The 20881-nt window shown below is 52.7% G+C and carries 18 protein-coding genes and 5 tRNA genes; 9 read left to right on the top strand and 14 right to left on the bottom strand.

Annotation, left to right across the window (positions count from 1 at the left end):
• Positions 1-381: 381 nt before the first annotated feature.
• Positions 382-1377: a 6-phosphogluconolactonase gene (gene pgl / locus OGY19_RS23810; protein WP_115600752.1), complete on the bottom strand. Its 996-nt coding sequence runs from the start codon at positions 1375-1377 to the stop codon at positions 382-384.
• A 164-nt stretch (positions 1378-1541) separates the two neighbouring features.
• Here pgl and OGY19_RS23805 point away from each other — a divergent pair, with 164 nt between their 5' ends.
• Positions 1542-2360, top strand: coding sequence for a pyridoxal phosphatase (locus OGY19_RS23805; protein ID WP_061067554.1), 819 nt, complete (start codon positions 1542-1544; stop codon positions 2358-2360).
• Here the strand turns inward: OGY19_RS23805 and modC are convergent, their stop codons facing one another.
• From modC to OGY19_RS23785, 4 genes are all read right to left on the bottom strand, one after another.
• The gene (modC, locus tag OGY19_RS23800; protein WP_040232493.1) at positions 2361-3419 is read right to left on the bottom strand and encodes a molybdenum ABC transporter ATP-binding protein ModC; all 1059 of its coding nucleotides are present in this window, start codon (positions 3417-3419) and stop codon (positions 2361-2363) included.
• 2 nt (positions 3420-3421) lie between these two features.
• Positions 3422-4111: a molybdate ABC transporter permease subunit gene (modB, locus tag OGY19_RS23795; protein ID WP_005125418.1), complete on the bottom strand. Its 690-nt coding sequence runs from the start codon at positions 4109-4111 to the stop codon at positions 3422-3424.
• A complete protein-coding gene (gene modA, locus OGY19_RS23790; RefSeq protein WP_048212228.1) occupies positions 4111-4884 on the bottom strand; it encodes a molybdate ABC transporter substrate-binding protein in 774 nt (257 codons plus the stop codon). The genes modB and modA overlap by 1 nt, the downstream gene beginning before the upstream one ends.
• A 189-nt stretch (positions 4885-5073) precedes the next feature.
• Positions 5074-5223 (bottom strand): AcrZ family multidrug efflux pump-associated protein, encoded by a 150-nt coding sequence (locus OGY19_RS23785; RefSeq protein WP_003023026.1) that lies wholly within the window; start codon positions 5221-5223, stop codon positions 5074-5076.
• A 130-nt stretch (positions 5224-5353) separates the two neighbouring features.
• On the opposite strand from OGY19_RS23785, the gene modE reads away from it, so the two are divergent.
• The 7 genes from modE (at position 5354) to gpmA (ending at position 13131) form a co-directional block, all read left to right on the top strand.
• Positions 5354-6142, top strand: a complete 789-nt coding sequence (gene modE / locus OGY19_RS23780; RefSeq protein WP_061067553.1) for a molybdenum-dependent transcriptional regulator — start codon at positions 5354-5356, stop codon at positions 6140-6142.
• A gap of 66 nt (positions 6143-6208) precedes the next feature.
• Positions 6209-7681, top strand: coding sequence for a molybdate ABC transporter ATP-binding protein ModF (gene modF, locus OGY19_RS23775; protein WP_061067552.1), 1473 nt, complete (start codon positions 6209-6211; stop codon positions 7679-7681).
• Between the two features lie 218 nt (positions 7682-7899).
• Entirely contained in the window at positions 7900-8916 is a 1017-nt protein-coding gene (galE, locus tag OGY19_RS23770; protein ID WP_040232497.1) for a UDP-glucose 4-epimerase GalE, read from the top strand.
• Positions 8917-8925: 9 nt separating this feature from the next.
• The gene (gene galT, locus OGY19_RS23765; RefSeq protein ID WP_048212231.1) at positions 8926-9972 is read left to right on the top strand and encodes a galactose-1-phosphate uridylyltransferase; all 1047 of its coding nucleotides are present in this window, start codon (positions 8926-8928) and stop codon (positions 9970-9972) included.
• Positions 9973-9975: 3 nt separating this feature from the next.
• On the top strand, positions 9976-11124 hold the full coding sequence (gene galK, locus OGY19_RS23760) for a galactokinase (RefSeq protein WP_115600753.1): 1149 nt from the start codon (positions 9976-9978) through the stop codon (positions 11122-11124).
• Complete coding sequence (galM, locus tag OGY19_RS23755; protein ID WP_115600754.1) at positions 11118-12158, top strand: galactose-1-epimerase; 1041 nt, start codon at positions 11118-11120, stop codon at positions 12156-12158. The genes galK and galM overlap by 7 nt, the downstream gene beginning before the upstream one ends.
• Positions 12159-12378: 220 nt before the next feature.
• Complete coding sequence (gene gpmA, locus OGY19_RS23750; protein WP_003022999.1) at positions 12379-13131, top strand: 2,3-diphosphoglycerate-dependent phosphoglycerate mutase; 753 nt, start codon at positions 12379-12381, stop codon at positions 13129-13131.
• 57 nt (positions 13132-13188) lie between these two features.
• Here the strand turns inward: gpmA and OGY19_RS23745 are convergent, their stop codons facing one another.
• Both OGY19_RS23745 and aroG read right to left on the bottom strand, forming a co-directional pair.
• Entirely contained in the window at positions 13189-15618 is a 2430-nt protein-coding gene (locus OGY19_RS23745) for an autotransporter outer membrane beta-barrel domain-containing protein (RefSeq protein ID WP_115600755.1), read from the bottom strand.
• A gap of 201 nt (positions 15619-15819) precedes the next feature.
• Positions 15820-16872 carry a 3-deoxy-7-phosphoheptulonate synthase AroG gene (aroG, locus tag OGY19_RS23735; protein ID WP_003831449.1) on the bottom strand — a complete coding sequence of 351 codons (1053 nt, stop codon included), beginning with the start codon at positions 16870-16872 and terminating at the stop codon, positions 15820-15822.
• A gap of 375 nt (positions 16873-17247) precedes the next feature.
• On the opposite strand from aroG, the gene zitB reads away from it, so the two are divergent.
• Positions 17248-18189, top strand: coding sequence for a CDF family zinc transporter ZitB (gene zitB / locus OGY19_RS23730; RefSeq protein ID WP_115600756.1), 942 nt, complete (start codon positions 17248-17250; stop codon positions 18187-18189).
• Here the strand turns inward: zitB and pnuC are convergent.
• From pnuC to OGY19_RS23695, 7 genes are all read right to left on the bottom strand, one after another.
• Positions 18186-18905 carry a nicotinamide riboside transporter PnuC gene (gene pnuC / locus OGY19_RS23725; protein WP_115600757.1) on the bottom strand — a complete coding sequence of 240 codons (720 nt, stop codon included), beginning with the start codon at positions 18903-18905 and terminating at the stop codon, positions 18186-18188. The two genes, zitB and pnuC, sit on opposite strands and share 4 nt — an antisense overlap.
• A 27-nt stretch (positions 18906-18932) precedes the next feature.
• The gene (nadA, locus tag OGY19_RS23720; RefSeq protein WP_115600758.1) at positions 18933-19976 is read right to left on the bottom strand and encodes a quinolinate synthase NadA; all 1044 of its coding nucleotides are present in this window, start codon (positions 19974-19976) and stop codon (positions 18933-18935) included.
• 280 nt (positions 19977-20256) lie between these two features.
• Positions 20257-20332: transfer RNA gene (locus OGY19_RS23715), tRNA-Lys, on the bottom strand.
• Positions 20333-20379: 47 nt separating this feature from the next.
• Positions 20380-20455: transfer RNA gene (locus tag OGY19_RS23710), tRNA-Lys, on the bottom strand.
• 46 nt (positions 20456-20501) lie between these two features.
• A tRNA-Lys gene (locus OGY19_RS23705) sits at positions 20502-20577 on the bottom strand.
• 3 nt (positions 20578-20580) lie between these two features.
• Positions 20581-20656, bottom strand: a tRNA-Val gene (locus OGY19_RS23700).
• A 137-nt stretch (positions 20657-20793) separates the two neighbouring features.
• Positions 20794-20869 (bottom strand) — tRNA-Lys (locus tag OGY19_RS23695).
• Positions 20870-20881: the final 12 nt, after the last annotated feature.

Below are 20881 nucleotides of genomic sequence, written 5' to 3'. Positions count from 1 at the left end.
TTTGTACTTCAGGTACAGTGCTCCATTGGCTGCCGGTATTCAATACATCAGTTGTACTCATATTATTCCTCCAGAATATAATCCATTTAACTATCACTATTTTGAATAAATGACAGCAAGCATATATGCATCATCTATTCTTTTCATTCTGTAGAATCTCATATGTTTTGAATGGAAAATTTCAAAAAACGCTCCATGTTCCGGAAAAGTTTTTACGCAAAAATTCAGTGATGTTTAATGCAGAAAAAAGGAAGAAACCTAAATCATCAACAAAAACGCGAGTACAACTGACTATAGAAGAGGAACAAACAGACAGAAACAGCAAAAGCATTCGCAATCAATCTTACAGATAGCGACGCCCGCTAACGGGCGTCGCTGTTGTTAGTACGCGTTAATCACCACCCACATCGGACCTTGCCCTACCGCGTAGCGACCTTTCTCCGTCAACAGGCCTTGTTCGCCTGCAATCTCATACACCGCGATATGGTGCGATTTTTGCCCGGCGGCGATCAGGTATTTCCCACTGTGGTCGATATTAAAACCGCGCGGCTGGGTTTCGGTCGGCTGGAAGCCTTCTTTCGTCAGCACACTCCCATCTTCTGAGACGCTAAACACCGTAATCAGGCTGGCGGTACGGTCACAGGCATACAGATGACGACCATCTGGCGTAATATGGATATCTGCCGCCCAGCGGGTATCAGAGAAATCAGCAGGCATCATATCCAGCGTCTGTACGCACTCAATCTTGCCGTACGGATCTTTCAGTTCCCAGACGTCAACGGAGCTGTTCAACTCATTCACGCAGTAGGCATATTGCTGATTCGGATGGAATGCCATATGGCGCGGGCCTGCGCCTTCAACGGTAGTCACTTCCGCCGGCTCCTGCGCGACCAGATGACCATCATCGCTGACGGTGAACAGGCAGATACGATCCTGTTTCAACGCCGGAACCCATAGGGTACGGTTATCTGGTGAGATGTTGGCCGAGTGGCAACCGTCCAGACCTTCAACCACGTCAACCAGCTCTACCGGCAGACCATCATCCAGACGGGTAACGCTCACGCTGCCCGCGTTATAAGAGCCAACAAACACAAAACGCCCCTGATGATCGGTAGAAATATGCGTCGGGCTCCCCGGCAGCGCAGACTCTGCCGCGAAAGTCAGCGCACCGTCATCAGGCGCAATACGGTAAGCCAGCACGCGAAACTCCGGGCGCACGCCAACATAGAGGTAGCGCTTATCCGGGCTGACGACCATCGGCTGTACCTGACCCGGCACATCAACCACCTGCGTCAGCGTCAGAGACCCCTCTTGATTCAGGCTCCAGACGTGAATTTGCTGACTCTCAGGGCTGGCGGTATAAACGGTTTGCTTCATGAAAACTCCTTTGCTTTTGGCAGGTGGCTGCAATTGCCTGACACACGCCTAAGGTAGACGCTTTTAACGGTGAATGCTTAATTAAGGCTCAGAATTTTGTCCGGCTCCCGTCTCGGTGTACCATTCCAGCAGACAAAATTCTCAACCTTAATCTGGAAAAACCTATGACCGCACGCGTGATTGCCCTGGATTTAGACGGTACCCTGTTGACCCCGAAGAAAACCTTGCTGCCCTCCTCTCTCGAAGCGCTCTCGCGCGCCAGAGAAGCAGGCTACCAACTTATCATTGTCACGGGTCGCCATCACGTTGCTATTCATCCTTTTTATCAGGCACTGGCGCTGGATACACCTGCAATTTGCTGCAACGGTACCTACTTGTATGATTATCAGGCGAAAAAGGTGCTGGAATCCGATCCCCTCCCGGTTAACCAGGCGTTGCAACTGATCGATATGCTGAATGAACATCAGATCCACGGGCTGATGTATGTGGATGAAGCCATGCTGTATGAGCGCCCAACCGGGCATGTGGTGCGTACCGCTAACTGGGCGCAAACCCTGCCGCCGGAACAGCGCCCGACCTTCACCCAGGTACCTTCACTGGCGCAGGCGGCGCATGACGTCAACGCCGTGTGGAAATTTGCCCTGACTGACGAAGATATTCCAAAGCTGCAGCAGTTTGGTAAACATGTTGAACAGCAACTGGGGCTGGAGTGTGAGTGGTCCTGGCACGATCAGGTTGACGTGGCCCGTAAAGGCAACAGCAAAGGACGACGCCTTGCCCAGTGGATTGAAGCCCAGGGCGGATCAATGGAAAACGTGATCGCTTTTGGCGATAACTTCAACGATATCAGTATGCTGGAAGCCGCAGGTACCGGCGTGGCGATGGGCAATGCCGATGATGCAGTCAAAGCCCGCGCCAACATCGTGATTGGTGACAACACCACCGACAGCATCGCGAAATTTATCTATTCCCACCTGTTGTAATCAGGCAGTAATCGACACGCTCTTAATTTGCGCATACAGCCACAGGCCAGGCTTGATACCCAGTTCATCCCTGGCCCATGGGCTAATTCTCGCCCACAGCGTTTTCCCGCCGACCTCAAGCTGTACTTCCACCTGACCGTTATCGTCATAGCACTGCGCGACTTTCGCCCGCAGCACGTTACGAATACTGGTCTGCTGCGGCGGTTGGAGCACCAGTGAAACATCTGATGCCTGAATACGAATACGCAGCGCGGTTTGCAGTGGTTGATCCAGCTTATTGACCCACAGATGCTGATCGCCGAGCGCCAGCGCGGTCATCGCATAGTGTGGATGATGTTCCAGTACGCTGACTTTCAGAATGCTGCTTTGCTGTTCCTTCGGCAGCCAGGGGTGCATCACGCTGCTGCCCCAGACGTCCTCCAGCGAACCAAACGCTTTCACCTGCCCGTTTTCCAGCACCATCACTTTGTCCGCCAGGTGCAAAATTTCATCGAGCGAGTGACTGACATACAGCATCGGAATATTAATTTCACGCGCCAGGCGTTGCAGGTAAGGCAGCAGTTCGCGCTTACGCGGAATGTCCAGCGAGGCGAGCGGCTCATCAAGCAACAACAACTCCGGCGCGGTAAGCAGCGCCCGACCGATGGCGACACGTTGTTTTTCACCACCAGAAAGGCCGCCGGGTAGACGGTCGAGCAAAGGCTCAATACCCAACAACGCCACCAGCTTATCAAACTGTCCGGCCATGCTTTTCGCCATACCGTAACGCAGATTGCCGCGTACTTTATAATGCGGGAACAGACGCGCATCCTGAAAAACATAGCCCACCCGGCGTTTTTCAGGCGTCAGGCAGATACCGTTTTCAACGTCATTCAGTACCCGACCGTTGAGCACAATGCGCCCGGACTGTGGTTGGGTCAGACCACTGATAGCATTAATCAGCGACGTTTTGCCCGCGCCAGAGACACCAAAAATAGCGGTAATACCGCTGGCTGGCAGCGTTTCGTTGAGCGTCAGGCAGTGGGTTCCCAGCGTCTGGGAGAAATTAAGTTCCAGCATGATTATCGCCCCGTCCGCTCACGGCTAATTCGCGCCAGCCACTCAGAAATGAGCAGCGAAATCAGCGCCAGCACGATAGAAATAATGCATAACCTTGCCGCCGCGCTTTCGCCACCAGGCGTCTGGATGAGGGTGTACATCGCCGAAGGAATGGTGCGCGTTTCGCCTGGGATATTAGAAACAAAAGTAATGGTTGCGCCGAATTCCCCGAGTGAACGCGCGAACGCCAGCACCGTACCGACAATAATACCGGGCAGCATCAGCGGTAAGGTAATGGTCATGAATACGCGCCAACGCCCGGCTCCCAGCGTGCGGGCCGCCTGCTCCAGCTTGACGTCAACACCTTCCAGCGCCAGACGAATAGCCCGCACCATAAGAGGAAAAGACATCACCGCCGCGGCCAGTACCGCACCGCGCCAGCTAAAGGCAAAGGTGATGCCAAACCAGTCATACAGCCATTCGCCAATGAATCCGCGCCGCCCCATAGCCACCAGCAACAGGTACCCCACCACAACCGGTGGCAGTACCAGCGGCAAGTGCAGTACGCTGTCGAGCAACGCTTTGCCCGGGAACTTACAGCGTACCAGTAGCCAGGCAAAGAAGATCCCAAACGGCAGGCTAAACAACACGGCCAGGGAAGAAACTTTCAGGCTCAGTAAGACGGCCTGCCATTCAGGATCGGTCAGTATCATTACTTGGTCGTAAATCCATAACGTTTGAAGATTTCAGAAGCCTGCGGTCCTTTCAGGTAATCATAGAACGCGCTGACCGTTGCGTTGGAGTGGCCATCAACAACCGCGATAGGGTATTCCACTTTTTTATGTGAGTCTTCCGGGAAGGTCGCCACAACTTTTACGCCTTTGCTGGCGACGGCATCAGAACCATAGACAATGCCCAGCGGGGCTTCGTTGCGTTCAACCAGCGCCAATGCGCCACGAACATCTTCAGCCGGAGCCAGTTTCGGTGCCAGGGTATCCCATGCTCCCAGTTTTTGCAGCGCCTCTTTGGCATAAATGCCCGCCGGAACATGCTCCGGATCGCCAACGGCCAGACGTCCACCGTTCAACAAACTGGTCCAGTTGGTTTTGCTGTCGATAGTGAAGTCTTTCTGTGCGCTGGCTTTCGGCGCGACAACGACCAGGCTGTTACCGAGCAGCGTTTTGCGCGTTGCGGTATCGATAGACTTTTTGTCTACCGCGTAATCCATCCACTTTTGATCGGCAGAAATAAACAGATCGGCCGGTGCGCCTGCTTCAATCTGGCGCGCCAGCGTGGAAGAAGAAGCAAAAGAAGAAACGACATCAACGTTCTTCTCTTTTTTATATTCTGCGGCAATATCCTGCATCGCGTTCGTTAACGACGCCGCTGCAAACACTGTGATTTTACCTTCATCCGCCAGTGCATGTCCGGCAACAGAAAGAGAAAGTGTTGCCCCTGCAAACAAGCGTAACCATGTACGTGCCATCTGTAACTCCTTTGAGTTTCGTTATGTAGGCGCAAATATAACGAGTAAATCAGGATTTTCCCAGCGGTTATTACTACCAATTAGAGGTTACACAAAGAAAATATCGGCAGGGAAAGCAGGATCTTGAGGAACTAACGCAGTTGGATAATGAGCAATAAAAAACGCCCGGCTAAGCGGGCGTTCGGGGAATCAATGGTTCTGTCTGGATTGGTCTTTCTGACCGATACCGGAAAAAATGTTGAACACTTCACCCAGTCCGTAAATCAGTCCCAGAATGATGGCCATTACCACAGGTACCATGATTACGGCGAATACCAGACTTTTCAATAACTCTAACATGGTCAACTCCAGATATAGTCCTTAGTTGTATTCTAACCACATAACACAGAAAAGCACTCCCCTTTTGTGCGGTCGGCTTTGCTCAGGCGCGGTTTTCCGTCACAATACCCTTTTTTGCCAGGAGCTTGTTATGCAGGCCGAAATCCTACTTACACTGAAACTTCAGCAAAAACTGTTTGCCGATCCCCGCCGCATTTCTCTGCTTAAGCACATTGCGCTTTCCGGCTCCATCAGTCAGGGCGCGAAGGATGCAGGTATCAGTTATAAAAGCGCCTGGGACGCGATTAACGAAATGAACCAGCTTAGTGAGCAGACGCTGGTAGAGCGCGCCACCGGAGGCAAAGGCGGCGGCGGTGCAGTGTTAACCCGCTACGGCCAGCGCCTGATTCAGTTGTACGACCTGCTGGCGCAAATTCAGCAAAAAGCCTTCGATGTCCTCAGCGATGACGATGCGGTTCCACTTAATAGTCTGCTGGCGGCCATCTCTCGTTTTTCACTGCAAACCAGCGCTCGTAACCAGTGGTTTGGCACAATAACCGCGCGCGACCACGACCAGGTTCAGCAGCATGTTGACGTCCTGCTGGCTGATGGCGCAACCCGGCTGAAAGTCGCGATTACCGCGCAGAGCGGTGAACGTCTGGGGCTTGATGAAGGCAAAGAAGTCTTGATCCTGTTGAAAGCGCCGTGGGTCGGAATTACCCAGGATGACGCTATCGCTCAGGCCGCCGATAACCAGCTGCAGGGCACGATCAGCCATATCGAACGCGGCTCGGAACAGTGCGAGGTATTGATGACGCTACCAGACGGTCAGACGCTGTGTGCGACCATTCCGACAGAAAATACCGCGACGCTGCACGAAGGCGCGAATGTCACGGCCTATTTCAACGCAGACAGAGTGATTATCGCAACGCTGTGCTGAGTGATTGACATCGGCCTGAAGAACACGTATCCCTGTTATTAATCGCTGCAGATAATGGGATACAAAATGTCATCGTTGCAAATTTCGCAAGGCACGTTTCGTCTGAGTGATACCAAAACGCTTCAGTTGAATTCGTTGACGTTAAACGCGGGTGATAGCTGGGCGTTTGTGGGGTCTAACGGCAGCGGAAAATCCGCACTGGCGCGTGCGCTCGCCGGAGAATTACCGTTACTAAAAGGCGAACGCCACAGCCAGTTCACGCGTATAACCCGTCTCTCCTTTGAGCAACTACAAAAGCTGGTCAGCGACGAATGGCAGCGTAACAACACCGATCTTCTGAGCCCAGGCGAAGACGATACCGGGCGTACTACTGCGGAAATTATTCAGGATGAGGTCAGCGATCCTGCTCGCTGTGCCGCCCTGGCACAGCAGTTTGGTATTACCTCACTGCTCAGCAGACGTTTCAAATACCTTTCCACCGGCGAAACGCGGAAAACTCTGCTCTGTCAGGCACTGATGTCTGAACCCGATTTGCTGATCCTTGATGAACCGTTTGACGGACTGGATGTGGCTTCACGTTGCCAGTTGGCAGAGCTGCTCGCAGCGTTACATCAGGCCGGTTTTACGTTAGTGCTGGTGTTAAACCGCTTCGATGAAATTCCCGAGTTCGTGCAGTTTGCCGGCGTGCTGGCCGATTGCACATTGACAGAAACTGGTGAAAAAACGGGTCTTCTGCAACAAGCGTTAATCGCCCAACTTGCCCATAGTGAACGACTTGATGGTATTACCCTGCCCGAACCGGATGAGCCTTCCGTACGTCGCATATTGTCTGAGAACGAACCGCGGATTATGCTCAACGACGGGGTCGTTTCCTATAATGATCGCCCGATTCTTCATCATCTGAGCTGGCGGGTAAACCCAGGGGAACACTGGCAGATTGTCGGTCCAAACGGTGCGGGAAAATCAACGCTGCTCAGTTTAATCACCGGCGATCATCCGCAGGGCTATAGTAATGATTTGACGCTGTTTGGCCGTCGTCGGGGTAGCGGTGAAACTATCTGGGATATCAAAAAACACATCGGTTACGTCAGCAGCAGCCTGCATCTGGATTACCGGGTAAGCACTACGGTGCGTAACGTCATTCTCTCAGGCTACTTCGATTCCATCGGTATTTATCAGGCCGTATCAGACAGACAACACAAGCTGGTACAACAGTGGCTGGATATTCTGGGAATGGATAAACGCACTGCAGACGCCCCTTTCCACAGCCTTTCCTGGGGACAACAGCGGCTGGCGCTGATTGTGCGCGCGCTGGTTAAACACCCTACGCTATTGATCCTTGATGAACCCTTGCAAGGCCTGGACCCGCTAAACCGCCAGTTGATCCGCCGCTTCGTTGATGTTCTGATCGGTGAAGGTGAAACCCAACTGCTGTTTGTTTCCCACCATGCTGAAGATGCACCCGCCTGCATTACCCACCGACTGGAGTTTGTGCCCGAAGGCGATATCTACACCTATCAACAAACATCACTGCGTTAATTTTCATGCCTGGGCGTTTGAACACGCCCTTTTTTCTGCTTTTTTTTCAGACAAACGCTGAGATAACAACCTAACGTAATGATTTAAAATAAAATAACCACTACCAATATGTGAAAATGTTAGTGTGTAAACGATTCCACTAATTTATTCCATGTCACACTTTTCACAACTTTGTTATGCTATCTTCATTACATGATATAGGCATAACGGAGCGAATTATGAGAGTATTGGTTACAGGTGGTAGCGGTTACATTGGAAGCCACACTTGTGTGCAGTTGCTTAAGAATGGCCACGACGTCGTGATCCTTGATAACCTTTGCAACAGTAAGCGCAGCGTACTGCCCGTTATTGAGCGTTTAGGTGGAAAACATCCGACCTTCGTCGAAGGTGATATCCGTAACGAAGCGCTGATCACCGAAATCCTGCACGATCATGCCATCGATACGGTCATCCACTTTGCCGGTCTGAAGGCCGTCGGCGAATCCGTTGCTAAACCGCTGGAGTACTATGACAACAACGTCAACGGCACTCTGCGTCTGGTCAATGCGATGCGCGCCGCCAACGTGAAAAACTTCATATTCAGCTCCTCCGCCACAGTCTATGGCGATCAGCCGCAAATTCCTTACGTTGAAAGCTTCCCGACCGGTACACCACAAAGTCCGTACGGCAAAAGTAAGCTGATGGTGGAACAGATCCTGACCGATCTGCAAAAAGCACAACCTGAGTGGAGCATCGCGTTGTTACGCTATTTCAATCCGGTTGGCGCACATCCGTCAGGAGACATGGGCGAAGACCCGCAAGGCATCCCTAACAATCTGATGCCTTACATCGCGCAGGTTGCCGTGGGCCGCCGTGAGTCTCTGGCCATATTTGGTAATGACTACCCGACCGAAGACGGTACCGGCGTTCGCGATTACATCCACGTGATGGATCTTGCCGACGGTCACGTTGTCGCAATGGAAAAACTGGCGGGCAAACAAGGGGTACATATTTACAACCTTGGCGCTGGCGTTGGTAGTAGTGTACTGGATGTGGTCAACGCCTTCAGCAAAGCCTGCGGTAAGCCAGTGAACTACCATTTTGCTCCGCGCCGCGACGGCGATCTGCCTGCCTACTGGGCCGATGCCAGCAAAGCAGACCGCGAACTTAACTGGCGCGTGACGCGTACACTGGATGAAATGGCACAAGATACCTGGCACTGGCAATCACGCCATCCACAGGGATATTCGGATTAAGGACCAATCATGACGCAATTCAATCCTGTCGATCATCCACATCGCCGTTTTAACCCGCTCACCGGGCAGTGGATCCTCGTTTCACCGCATCGCGCCAAACGCCCATGGCAAGGGGCGCAGGAAACTCCGTCTAAGCAGGTACTGCCCGCGCATGATCCGGACTGCTTCCTGTGCGCGGGCAATACGCGCGTTACCGGTGACAAAAACCCGGATTACACCGGGACCTATGTCTTCACTAATGACTTTGCGGCTCTCATGTCTGATACCCCGGACGCGCCGGACAGTCACGATCCGTTGATGCGTTGCCAGAGCGCACGCGGTACCAGCCGCGTGATCTGCTTCTCGCCCGATCACAGTAAAACGCTGCCAGAGCTCAGCGTCCCTGCGCTGACAGAAATTGTACAGACATGGCAGGAACAAACCGCAGAGTTAGGCAAAACCTATCCCTGGGTGCAGGTATTTGAAAATAAAGGCGCAGCGATGGGCTGCTCGAACCCGCACCCCCACGGACAAATTTGGGCCAACAGTTTCCTGCCCAACGAAGCCGAACGTGAAGATCGCCTACAGAAAGCGTACTTCACTGAACAGGGCACGCCAATGCTCGTTGATTACGTCCAGCGAGAACTGGCGGACGGCAGCCGTACGGTCGTAGAAACCGAGCACTGGCTGGCGGTTGTCCCTTACTGGGCTGCATGGCCGTTCGAAACGCTGCTGCTGCCGAAAGCGCATGTCCTGCGTATTACCGATTTGACCGACGAACAGCGTGCTGACCTGGCGCTGGCGTTGAAAAAACTGACCAGTCGTTATGACAACCTGTTCCAGTGCTCTTTCCCCTACTCTATGGGCTGGCACGGCGCGCCGTTTAACGGCGAAGAGAATGGTCACTGGCAGTTGCACGCACACTTTTACCCGCCGCTGCTGCGTTCCGCGACCGTACGTAAGTTTATGGTTGGTTACGAAATGCTGGCTGAAACCCAGCGCGACCTGACGGCAGAGCAAGCGGCTGAGCGACTGCGTGCGGTCAGCGACATCCATTTTCGCGAATCCGGAGTTTAAATAATGAGTCTGAAAGAAAAAACACAATCTCTGTTTGCAGAAACGTTTGGCTACCCTGCCACCCATACTATTCAGGCTCCGGGTCGCGTAAACCTGATAGGCGAACACACCGATTATAACGACGGCTTCGTTCTGCCCTGCGCCATCGACTATCAAACCGTCATCAGTTGTGCGCCGCGCGATGATAGAAAAGTTCGCGTGATCGCCGCTGATTACGACAATCAGATTGATGAGTTCTCACTCGATGCGCCGATTATCGCCCACGATAGCCAGCAATGGTCGAACTACGTGCGTGGCGTGGTGAAGCATCTACAAAAACGCAGTAATGCCTTTGGCGGCGCAGATCTGGTGATCAGCGGTAATGTCCCGCAAGGCGCGGGTCTAAGCTCTTCCGCCTCGCTGGAAGTGGCTGTGGGCACCGTGTTCCAGCAGCTCTATCACCTGCCGCTCGACGGCGCGCAGATCGCCCTGAACGGCCAGGAAGCGGAAAACCAGTTTGTCGGCTGTAACTGCGGCATTATGGACCAGCTCATCTCCGCGCTGGGCAAGAAAGATCATGCGCTGCTGATCGATTGCCGTACGCTGGGCACCAAAGCCGTTTCCATGCCGGAAGGTGTGGCGGTGGTGATCATCAACAGTAACTTTAAACGTACGCTGGTTGGCAGTGAGTACAACACCCGTCGCGAACAGTGTGAAACCGGCGCGCGTTTCTTCCAGCAGCCAGCGCTGCGTGATGTCAGCCTTGAAGAGTTTAACGCCGTCGCCCACGAGCTGGATCCGATTGTCGCCAAACGCGTCCGCCACGTCATCACGGAAAATGCGCGTACCGTTGAAGCAGCACAGGCGCTGGAAAAAGGCGATCTGCTACGCATGGGCCAACTGATGGCGGAATCTCACGCCTCAATGCGCGATGACTTTGAAATTACCGTGCCGCAAATTGATACGCTGGTAGAGATTGTCAAAGCGACCATCGGCGATAAAGGCGGTGTACGCATGACCGGTGGCGGCTTCGGCGGCTGCATCGTGGCGCTGATCCCACAAGATTTGGTGCCTGCCGTGAAGCAGGCTGTCGCCGGGCAGTACGAAGCAAAAACCGGTATCAAAGAAACATTCTACGTCTGCAAACCCTCACAAGGAGCCGGACAATGTTAAACGAAATCCCCGTGCAGGCTCCGGACGGTCAGCCGTTTCGCCTGCTCACCCTGCGCAATGACGCAGGGATGGTGGTCACGCTGATGGACTGGGGCGCAACCCTGCTGTCTGCCCGTATTCCGCTCAGCGATGGTAGCGTGCGCGAAGCATTACTCGGTTGCGCCAGCCCGGAACAATACCCACAACAGGCCGCATTTTTGGGGGCCTCGATTGGCCGCTACGCTAACCGTATCGCCAACAGCCGCTATACTTTTGCCGGCGAAACCGTTGAATTAATACCAAGCCAGGGCGACAACCAGCTGCACGGCGGGCCGGACGGTTTCGACAAACGTCGCTGGCAGATAGTCAATCAGAATGACCGTCAGGTGCTGTTCGCCTTAACGTCTGACGATGGCGATCAGGGCTTTCCGGGTCACCTCTGCGCCACCGCGCAATATCGCCTGACCGATGATAACCGTATTTCGATTACCTACCGTGCGACAGTGGATAAGCCCTGTCCGGTGAATCTGACGAATCACGTTTATTTCAACCTCGACGGCGACAAAACGGATGTCCGCCCGCACAAGCTGCAGATTCTGGCCGATACGTACCTGCCGGTTGATGAAATGGGTATCCCGCATGACGGACTGAAACCCGTGGCGGGCACCTCGTTCGATTTCCGTGCACCTAAACGCATCGACAGCGAGTTTCTGACCGATGACGATCAGCGCAAGGTGAAAGGTTACGATCACGCTTTCTTGTTACAGACGCAAGGCGATGCCCGCAAACCGGTCGCCATGGTCTGGTCCCAGGATGAAAAACTGCAAATGGAGGTCTACACCTCTGCCCCGGCATTGCAGTTCTATTCCGGTAACTTCCTCGGCGGCACACCATCCCGTGGGCCTGACGCCTACGAAGACTGGCAAGGACTGGCGCTGGAAAGTGAGTTTCTGCCTGACAGCCCAAATCATCCGGAATGGCCGCAGCCAGACTGCTTCCTGCGACCGGGCGAAGAATACGCCAGCGTGACGGAATACCGGTTTATTCCTGCCTGATAGTTAACCGTGACGAGCCGATACCCGGCTCGTCATTTATCCCCACGCGAGATCCGCTCAAAACCACACCACTCAAAGACAAAATCGCAACCTTGAGTTCACAAGAACCTTACACTGTGCCGCTATTTTCGCTATGGTTATGCGTAAGCATTGCCGCTGACACTTTACGGCAATATAATGAGAATTATTATCATTCAATATGATTTATAGGAGTGAGTGTATGGCTGTAACTAAGCTGGTTCTGGTACGTCATGGTGAAAGTCAGTGGAACAACGAAAACCGCTTTACCGGTTGGTATGATGTTGACCTGTCTGAAAAAGGCGTGGGCGAAGCAAAAGCGGCAGGTAAACTGCTGAAAGAGGAAGGCTACAGCTTCGATTTTGCTTATACCTCTGTGCTGAAACGTGCCATCCACACCCTGTGGAATGTCCTGGACGAACTGGATCAGGCCTGGCTGCCGGTTGAGAAATCCTGGAAACTAAACGAACGTCATTACGGCGCACTGCAGGGGCTGAACAAAGCCGAAACTGCTGAAAAATACGGTGACGAGCAGGTTAAGCAATGGCGTCGTGGCTTTGCGGTCACCCCACCGGAACTGACTAAAGATGACGAGCGCTATCCGGGTCACGATCCGCGTTATGCCAAACTAACCGACAAAGAACTTCCGGTCACCGAAAGCCTGGCACTGACTATCGATCGCGTTATCCCTTACTGGAATGAAACCATTCTGCCGCGCATGAAAAGCGGTGAGCGCGTCATTATTGCCGCTCACGGTAACTCCCTGCGTGCGCTGGTGAAATACCTGGATAACATGGGCGAAGATGAGATCCTCGAACTGAACATCCCGACCGGTGTACCGCTGGTGTATGAGTTCGACGAAAACTTCAAGCCGATCAAACATTACTATCTGGGTAACGCTGACGAGATCGCAGCAAAAGCTGCAGCGGTAGCCAACCAGGGTAAAGCGAAGTAATTTCATCAGGCCTACAAGCTTGCTTGTAGGCCTGATTACTCTGTTTTTTATGCCACTTTACCAGCTGTAACGGACGTCCAGGCTACCGTTGAGATCGCCATAATCATTACGTCCCTTTTGCCCAGCAACCTGACCCGTGATGCTCCACTGGCTATTCAGATTCGCCTGAATACCTACTTTCACCTCGGCGCGATCTGCCGGAAGATCCTGCTTCACCTGCGCGCCATCAAACGAAACGGCAACATCATCGCTGGTGTGTAACCAGTTCACCTCCGCAAACGGCTGGATAACCGACGTGGTATTCTTGTGCAGCTTGCCATCTACCCGCAGTCCGAGACGCGTGTTCCAGCTGTCACCGTTTTGTCCGTCAATACGCGTTCCATTCTGCACAACCGCGTCCGCTTTATATTGCTGCCATGTCACCTGAGCCTGTGGCGTCAGGCTGACAGTGTTCAGGTTTTCAAGTCCGATGTCGTACCGATAACCCGTTTCCAGAGAAACAGCGCTGGCTGTCGAATCATAATCCTTTGAACCCACGTCGCCGTTATTTACGCTGTTATTGTAGAGGCCGTACTGGTACCAGCTATCCACATACAGCCCGCTATGGTCCTTCGCATCCGCAAACCAGGTGGCATAAGCCCCAAGATTGTAACCGGCTACGTTACCACTGGCAGAGAACTGGCTCCCATCCGCCCCTCGGTTACCGGTGCTGTCCGTATCGGCGTTGATATAGCTCACCATCAGCCCTGCTTTCAGGCTCTGCACGCTATCATCCCAGCTCAGTATATCGCCGCCAATCTGGAGCTGAGAATAGTTGTTGTCAATATCCACATGACCGTTTGCAGCCTGTGATGATGCATCACCTGCTTTAAAGCGCATCCACATACTGCCGTCATCGGTACGTAACTGGCTGCCTTCGCGGTCATAAAGGGTCTGCATTTGCAGATTACGCGCCATCCACTGGTTGCCGAGATAGGCGCCGATATCAGCGCGATACTGAGGGTCCACAGGGACGGCATTGCCACCGTCATCCGGATTAACCGGAGTGACATCGCCACCATCGTCAGGATTAACCGGGGTAACGGTCTGCGAGCGCAAATACCAGTCACCACCGTCCTGATACAAGCGGTATTCATACAATCCGACCTGAACCTGGTTGCCTTGGGTGAAGACGCCGTCAGACTGACCGCCGACATCTATCACCTCGATCCCCTGCGTGGTGAGGGCTCCGTCCCCGCCAGTATTAGTAACAAAGACAGTGGTCGTGCCTGCGGTATCGCCGGAAATGAGGAGCTTATCCGTCGGGGAGGCATCATCCCCCAGCTGTGTATTAAGGGAGAGCGTGCCATTATTACCGGTGTAATTGCCGTTAATGGTGAGGGTGTGACCGGTCTCATTGCTTTGACTGATGGCGATGTTGCCAGCATTCGAGACATCATCATTGATAACGCCGGTACCGCCGAGGGTTGCCCCAGCAGCGACGCTGACAGAGCCGGAAGGTAGGTAGCCCATTAACTGCGAAGATGAGCCAGATACTGTGGGGACGCCGATAACGGCAGAATCAGCGAGCCAGAGGGTGCCTTCGTCGACAAGCGTGTCACCAGCGTAAGTGTTGTTACCGGTAAGCAGCAACGTACCCTGCCCGGTTTTTTGCAGGGACCCAATGCCCTGAATGCTGTTGCTCTCGGTACGGGAGGCTCCCGCGTCGAGGTCATAATCCAGGATCCCACTGTTGGTGATAACACCGGTTACGGCATTAACGATGGCGCCGGTTTTAATCAGGGTAGTACCTTCAAGGATGGCATAATCTGATTCCAGCCAGAGTGAGCCGCCGCTGTTGACGGTAGTGTTGCTGGCGAAACTGGCTGTTTCTCCGCCGTCCACGTGTGTGCTAAGTACCAGCGTCCCCCCCTGATTTACAGTCGTGTTTTTAACGATACCATAGACTTCCTGCACACCCTTGTTATTGATGGTCGCACCGCTGGATAACCCAAAAACGTGTTCCGTTCCGCCAGCATTGATGACGGAATCCACTGCGGTTCCGTACACATCGTTTCTTGCTCCCGAATTGATGGTAGTGTGTTCTGCTGTACCATAGACATCCTGTTGGCCTTTTCCGCTCAGCACGGCATTCACGGAGGTGCCATTCTCCTGAATCTGGAGAGTGCCTCCCGTTACCTGCGCATCCTGAGACAGTCCGCCGTCCATGACATACTGCCACCCGCCTTCTATCGTCGTATTGAAGGCGCTGCCGTAGACATCCTGAAAGTCATCTGTGGTATTCAGGGTCTCTCCACTAACGGACTCACCGGCCGCAACAGTCGGGGTATAATCCGCCATCGCCGGACCAGAGAGTAACCCCAGCAGCGTGGCGATGCCTGCCGCCCTGGCCTGGTTTTTTATCTGACTGTCACCCTGTGCAAATTCAGAAGCCACGACATACATATTACGCGCGGTATTCCAGACGATGTTAAAGCTTTTATTCATATTCATCCCTTTATATTTATATAAAATCCTGGGAATATGATAACCCTGGATTTAATATATTTATTACAGGAATGATAAAATTAGGAATATATTTATATTCACCTTAGAAATATATTGAGTATATAAAATAAAATTAGCTTATTAATATTAATTAAAAAAACCGGCCTGATTCGCCGGTTTTTATAAGGGAGGATGATAACTTTAACCGCGACGCGCCTTGACCGCATCCGCCAGCTGGCGCAGCACTGCATCGGTGTCTTCCCAACCAATGCAGGCATCAGTAATGCTTTTGCCGTAGGTCAGCGGCTCACCGCTATCCGGGTTCTGATTACCCTCGACCAGATGGCTTTCGATCATCACGCCAATAATCGCTTTTTCGCCGCCAGCGACTTGTCCACAAACGTCTTTCGCAACATCCATCTGCTTTTTGAACTGCTTGCTGGAGTTGGCATGGCTAAAGTCAATCATCACTTGCGCAGAGAGTCCTGCTTTAATCAGACCTTCTTTTACATCTGCGACGTGCTGAGCGCTGTAGTTTGGCTCTTTGCCGCCGCGCAGAATAATATGGCAATCGCCATTACCGCTGGTATTCACGATCGCCGAATGACCCCATTTGGTCACGGACAGGAAGCAGTGTGGCGCTCCTGCGGCGTTGATTGCATCAATCGCGACTTTGATCGTGCCATCGGTACCGTTTTTAAAACCAACCGGGCAAGACAGACCCGATGCCAGCTCGCGGTGTACCTGGGACTCAGTGGTACGCGCCCCGATCGCGCCCCAACTCATCAGGTCGGCGAGGTATTGCGGCGTGATCATGTCGAGGAATTCACCCGCAGCCGGCAATCCGCTGTCGTTGATATCCAGTAGCAATTTACGTGCAATGCGCAGCCCATCGTTGATCTGGAAGCTGTTGTCCATGTGCGGATCGTTGATCAGCCCCTTCCAGCCGACGGTGGTACGCGGCTTTTCAAAATAGACGCGCATGACGATTTCAAGCTCGCCTTTTAACTCTTCGCGCAGCGCCAGCAGGCGAGCGGCGTACTCTTTGGCGGCTGCCGGATCATGAATAGAGCACGGCCCAATCACCACTAACAGGCGATCGTCGCTCCCTTTCAGAATTTTATGAATCGCCTTACGGGCATGAGCCACCGTGTTTGCGGCATTTTCAGTAGCGGGGAATTTTTCCAGCAGTGCGACTGGCGGTAATAACTCGTTGATCTCTTTGATGCGTAAATCGTCGTTCTGATAATTCATGATTATTCCAGCGTTGCCATACTTATATAAATGAATGCAATCCCTCCAATCTATATCTTCAGTCATAAAGTGTAAACGGGGTTTTACAGTACGAACCGTGTTATCCCGGGATTACGCAAAAAAACGCAAGAATGTAGCGAATAATGAGATCCAAACCGCAAATTCCAACTGTAATTGCGGATTTTATTATTATTTTCAAAATTCTGTGCTGGCTATCGATGCACATTGTGGATTTTTACCCACTGTACTGTAAGGCAATGCCCAATATTTACGTGGCTGATAACGGGAGAATAGAAGCTCTCCTTTTTAATTTTATCCCCCCAAAAACGGTATGATGTCATACAGTAAAGGTGAGAATAACAAAGGGATGGCACAATGGCGCACTCACATACTCATACTTCCCCTGACCAGCCAAAGGATAATAACGCCCGTCGACTGCTGTTCGCCTTCTGCATTACAGCGGGGTTCATGCTGGTTGAAGTGGTGGGAGGGATACTCTCCGGCTCGCTGGCCTTGCTGGCTGACGCCGGGCATATGCTTACGGATGCAGCAGCACTGCTTTTCGCGCTGCTGGCCGTCCGGTTTTCCCACCGACCGCCCACAATACGACACACCTTCGGCTGGCTGAGGCTCACGACGCTGGCCGCGTTTGTTAATGCCATCGCATTGGTCGTGATCACCATTTTAATCGTCTGGGAAGCCATTGAGCGCTTCCAGACACCTCGTCCCGTGGCTGGCGGCATGATGATGGTTATAGCTGTCGCGGGTTTACTCGCCAACGTGCTGGCTTTTTGGGTTTTACATCGCGGCAGTGAAGAGAAAAACCTCAACGTCCGCGCCGCAGCGTTGCATGTAATGGGGGATTTACTCGGCTCGGTCGGGGCGATCATCGCTGCGCTGATTATTATCTGGACGGGCTGGACCCCTGCGGATCCTATTCTCTCTATTCTGGTTTCCGTACTGGTGCTGCGCAGTGCCTGGCGATTGTTAAAAGATAGCGTCAATGAATTGCTGGAGGGCGCACCTCATGCGCTGGATATCGCTGCCCTACAGCGACATCTCAGCCGGGATATTCCCGAAGTTCGCAATGTGCACCATGTCCACGTCTGGATGGTGGGTGAAAAGCCGGTCATGACGCTGCATGTGCAGGTGATCCCACCGCACGATCACGATGCGTTGCTGGAGCGTATTCAGCATTTCCTTATCCATCACTACCAGATTGAACACGCGACGATCCAGATGGAGTATCAGCCATGCAATGGGCCGGACTGCCACCTGTATCAGGGCGTGTCCGGCCATTCACATCATCACCATTAATGAGACAGCGCGTGGGAACCTCGTTCACGCGCGCTGTTAATCCACATCCTGCTCCCGTTGAGGGCGATAACCGTCAGGATCATGTATTCCAGCGACATGGCATACACCCCTTGCAGGGCAAAGATCACCACGCTGATTACGTTGATGATTACCCACAGCAGCCAGTTTTCAACGTATTTGCGCGTCATCAGGATCATCGCCACAATCGATAGCACCATCATGCAGGAATCCCAGAACGGGAACGCATCGGGTTGCAGTTCAGGCACAGCAATCTGTAACCCCAATGTCTGCATTATGTTGACCGCAATGCGAGTCAGGAACGCAAATACCGGATCGATATAGACCGACATCAGGCCGATCGCTACCACGCAGGCCGCCAGCCAGCCCAGCGCTTTTGGTAACGGTAGCCAGCGAATTTTAAGTTCCGCTTCATGCTGGCTGGTTTGCCGGGACCAGGCGTACCAGCCGTAGATGTTGGCGGCAAAGAAAAAGACTTGCAGCAACAGGCTGGCATAAAGCTGGATCTGAAAGAAGATAATCGCAAACAGCGTGACGTTTATCAGGCCGAAGAAGTAATTGCTTATTTTCTCAAGGCTCGCCAGGCCAATACACAGCAACCCGGCAATCGTCCCCACGGCTTCGATCCACGACAGATCGTAACCACCCGCGCCAATCGGAATATGTACCAGGATGTTCTGCGTGCTAAAAAAGTCCATCTTTTCCCCCAGAGCAAAAATAAATAATTAAGCTCGAAGTGTAGCCGCAAATTCCAACATGCGGTTTAACGGCAACAACGCCCCTTCTCGCAGCGCAGCATCAACATGTATCTCATGAGCCGCTCCGCCTTGTTCTAGGCCCTCAGCAATCGCCTTGAGGCCGTTCATCGCCATCCACGGACAATGCGCACAGCTGCGACAGGTTGCCCCCTCACCGGCTGTCGGCGCTTCAAGCAATTCTTTATCCGGAACGGCCTGCTGCATTTTGTAAAAAATGCCCCGGTCAGTCGCCACAATCAGCTGTTGATGCGGTAACGATTTAGCTGCGTTGATTAACTGGCTGGTTGAGCCAACCGCATCGGCCATATCAACGATAGACTGAGGGGACTCCGGGTGCACCAACACCGCAGCATCAGGGTAAAGCCCCTTCATGCGTGTTAAAGCCTGAGTTTTAAATTCGTCGTGGACGATACAGGCCCCCTGCCAACAAAGAACGTCTGCACCGGTCTGTTTTTGCACGTAGTTGCCCAGATGTCTGTCCGGGGCCCAGATGATTTTTTCACCTAAACTATCAAGGTGCTCAATAAGTTCTACCGCGATACTGGACGTGACAACCCAGTCCGCTCGCGCTTTAACGGCAGCGGAGGTATTGGCGTAAACCACCACGGTACGATCAGGATGCGCATCGCAAAACGCGCTGAAAGCATCAATCGGACAACCCAGATCTAATGAACATTCCGCCTGTAAGGTCGGCATCAGGATAGTCTTTTCCGGACTGAGAATTTTGGCGGTTTCTCCCATAAACCTTACGCCCGCAACCAGCAGCGTAGAGGCAGAATGTTTTGCACCAAACCGCGCCATCTCCAGCGAATCTGAGATACAGCCACCGGTCTCTTCGGCCAACTGCTGAATTTCAGGGTCGGTGTAATAGTGCGCGACCATGACGGCATCACGCTCTTTCAGCAGACGTTTAATTTTCTCTCGATAAAATTGCTTTTCATCCGCACTCAGCAGCGCTGGCTTCGGCGGAAACGGATAAATTGCTGCTTCTGGATCAAACATCACGCTCATCTTGCTTTCTCGTTTTACTGGCTTAACGAAATAACCGATTAAAAGCGTGACGCACGCCATATTCGGTTAGAATTGTTTTGTATGCTAAACAAGATAGCGGATTGGTGTAGAAAAGTCACAAGAATTGCGTGTGATGCATGCCGAATGGCACTGACGTCTTATCCGGCCTACATGAGTCGTGTCGTCTGTAGGGCTGATAAGCGAAACACATCAGGCAAGCAGGTTCGAATCAAAAATCCTGCGCATAGCAAAAAGGCGCCTTTAGGGCGCCTTTTTACACTGGTGGGGCGTGCAGGATTCGAACCTGCGACCAATTGATTAAAAGTCAACTGCTCTACCAACTGAGCTAACGCCCCCATATGGGGTTTACTGCTTTACTCTTTTCAGGAACCCACCACAATATTGGTGGGGCGTGCAGGATTCGAACCTGCGACCAATTGATTAAAAGTCAACTGCTCTACCAACTGAGCTAACGCCCCATTTGGGTGTTGCCTGAAAATTTTTTACTCGGAACCACCAAAATAGTGGTGGGGCGTGCAGGATTCGAACCTGCGACCAATTGATTAAAAGTCAACTGCTCTACCAACTGAGCTAACGCCCCGAGTGGTGGGTGATGACGGGATCGAACCGCCGACCCCCTCCTTGTAAGGGAGGTGCTCTCCCAGCTGAGCTAATCACCCGATACTACGCTGGATACTACTTACTAACTGAGTTAGTGGTGGGTCGTGCAGGATGACTCGACTTCGTCTCGCCCTACGGGCCGTTGCTTACGCAACGTTATCCTTCACGTTTTACAATCGCGTTCCACCTTAGCGATTGGTGGGTCGTGCAGGATTCGAACCTGCGACCAATTGATTAAAAGTCAACTGCTCTACCAACTGAGCTAACGACCCACTTTTGCGCTG

The sequence above is a fragment of the Citrobacter sp. Cy070 genome, assembly GCF_030332245.1.
Lineage (GTDB): Bacteria > Pseudomonadota > Gammaproteobacteria > Enterobacterales > Enterobacteriaceae > Citrobacter > Citrobacter youngae.
The sequence above is the reverse complement of the archived record's forward strand: the minus strand, read 5'-3'. Positions and strand labels throughout refer to the sequence as shown.

What these genes read in the sequence shown, in the direction of transcription:
- modE (WP_061067553.1), top strand. Translation starts at nt 5,354, where the DNA reads ATGCAGGCCGAAATCCTACTTACACTGAAACTTCAGCAAAAACTGTTT.
- galK (WP_115600753.1), top strand. Translation starts at nt 9,976, where the DNA reads ATGAGTCTGAAAGAAAAAACACAATCTCTGTTTGCAGAAACGTTTGGC.
- galT (WP_048212231.1), top strand. Translation starts at nt 8,926, where the DNA reads ATGACGCAATTCAATCCTGTCGATCATCCACATCGCCGTTTTAACCCG.
- modC (WP_040232493.1), bottom strand. Translation starts at nt 3,419, where the DNA reads ATGCTGGAACTTAATTTCTCCCAGACGCTGGGAACCCACTGCCTGACG.
- OGY19_RS23785 (WP_003023026.1), bottom strand. Translation starts at nt 5,223, where the DNA reads ATGTTAGAGTTATTGAAAAGTCTGGTATTCGCCGTAATCATGGTACCT.
- modF (WP_061067552.1), top strand. Translation starts at nt 6,209, where the DNA reads ATGTCATCGTTGCAAATTTCGCAAGGCACGTTTCGTCTGAGTGATACC.
- pnuC (WP_115600757.1), bottom strand. Translation starts at nt 18,905, where the DNA reads ATGGACTTTTTTAGCACGCAGAACATCCTGGTACATATTCCGATTGGC.
- zitB (WP_115600756.1), top strand. Translation starts at nt 17,248, where the DNA reads ATGGCGCACTCACATACTCATACTTCCCCTGACCAGCCAAAGGATAAT.
- modA (WP_048212228.1), bottom strand. Translation starts at nt 4,884, where the DNA reads ATGGCACGTACATGGTTACGCTTGTTTGCAGGGGCAACACTTTCTCTT.
- OGY19_RS23805 (WP_061067554.1), top strand. Translation starts at nt 1,542, where the DNA reads ATGACCGCACGCGTGATTGCCCTGGATTTAGACGGTACCCTGTTGACC.
- galE (WP_040232497.1), top strand. Translation starts at nt 7,900, where the DNA reads ATGAGAGTATTGGTTACAGGTGGTAGCGGTTACATTGGAAGCCACACT.
- gpmA (WP_003022999.1), top strand. Translation starts at nt 12,379, where the DNA reads ATGGCTGTAACTAAGCTGGTTCTGGTACGTCATGGTGAAAGTCAGTGG.
- aroG (WP_003831449.1), bottom strand. Translation starts at nt 16,872, where the DNA reads ATGAATTATCAGAACGACGATTTACGCATCAAAGAGATCAACGAGTTA.
- OGY19_RS23745 (WP_115600755.1), bottom strand. Translation starts at nt 15,618, where the DNA reads ATGAATAAAAGCTTTAACATCGTCTGGAATACCGCGCGTAATATGTAT.
- nadA (WP_115600758.1), bottom strand. Translation starts at nt 19,976, where the DNA reads ATGAGCGTGATGTTTGATCCAGAAGCAGCAATTTATCCGTTTCCGCCG.
- modB (WP_005125418.1), bottom strand. Translation starts at nt 4,111, where the DNA reads ATGATACTGACCGATCCTGAATGGCAGGCCGTCTTACTGAGCCTGAAA.
- pgl (WP_115600752.1), bottom strand. Translation starts at nt 1,377, where the DNA reads ATGAAGCAAACCGTTTATACCGCCAGCCCTGAGAGTCAGCAAATTCAC.
- galM (WP_115600754.1), top strand. Translation starts at nt 11,118, where the DNA reads ATGTTAAACGAAATCCCCGTGCAGGCTCCGGACGGTCAGCCGTTTCGC.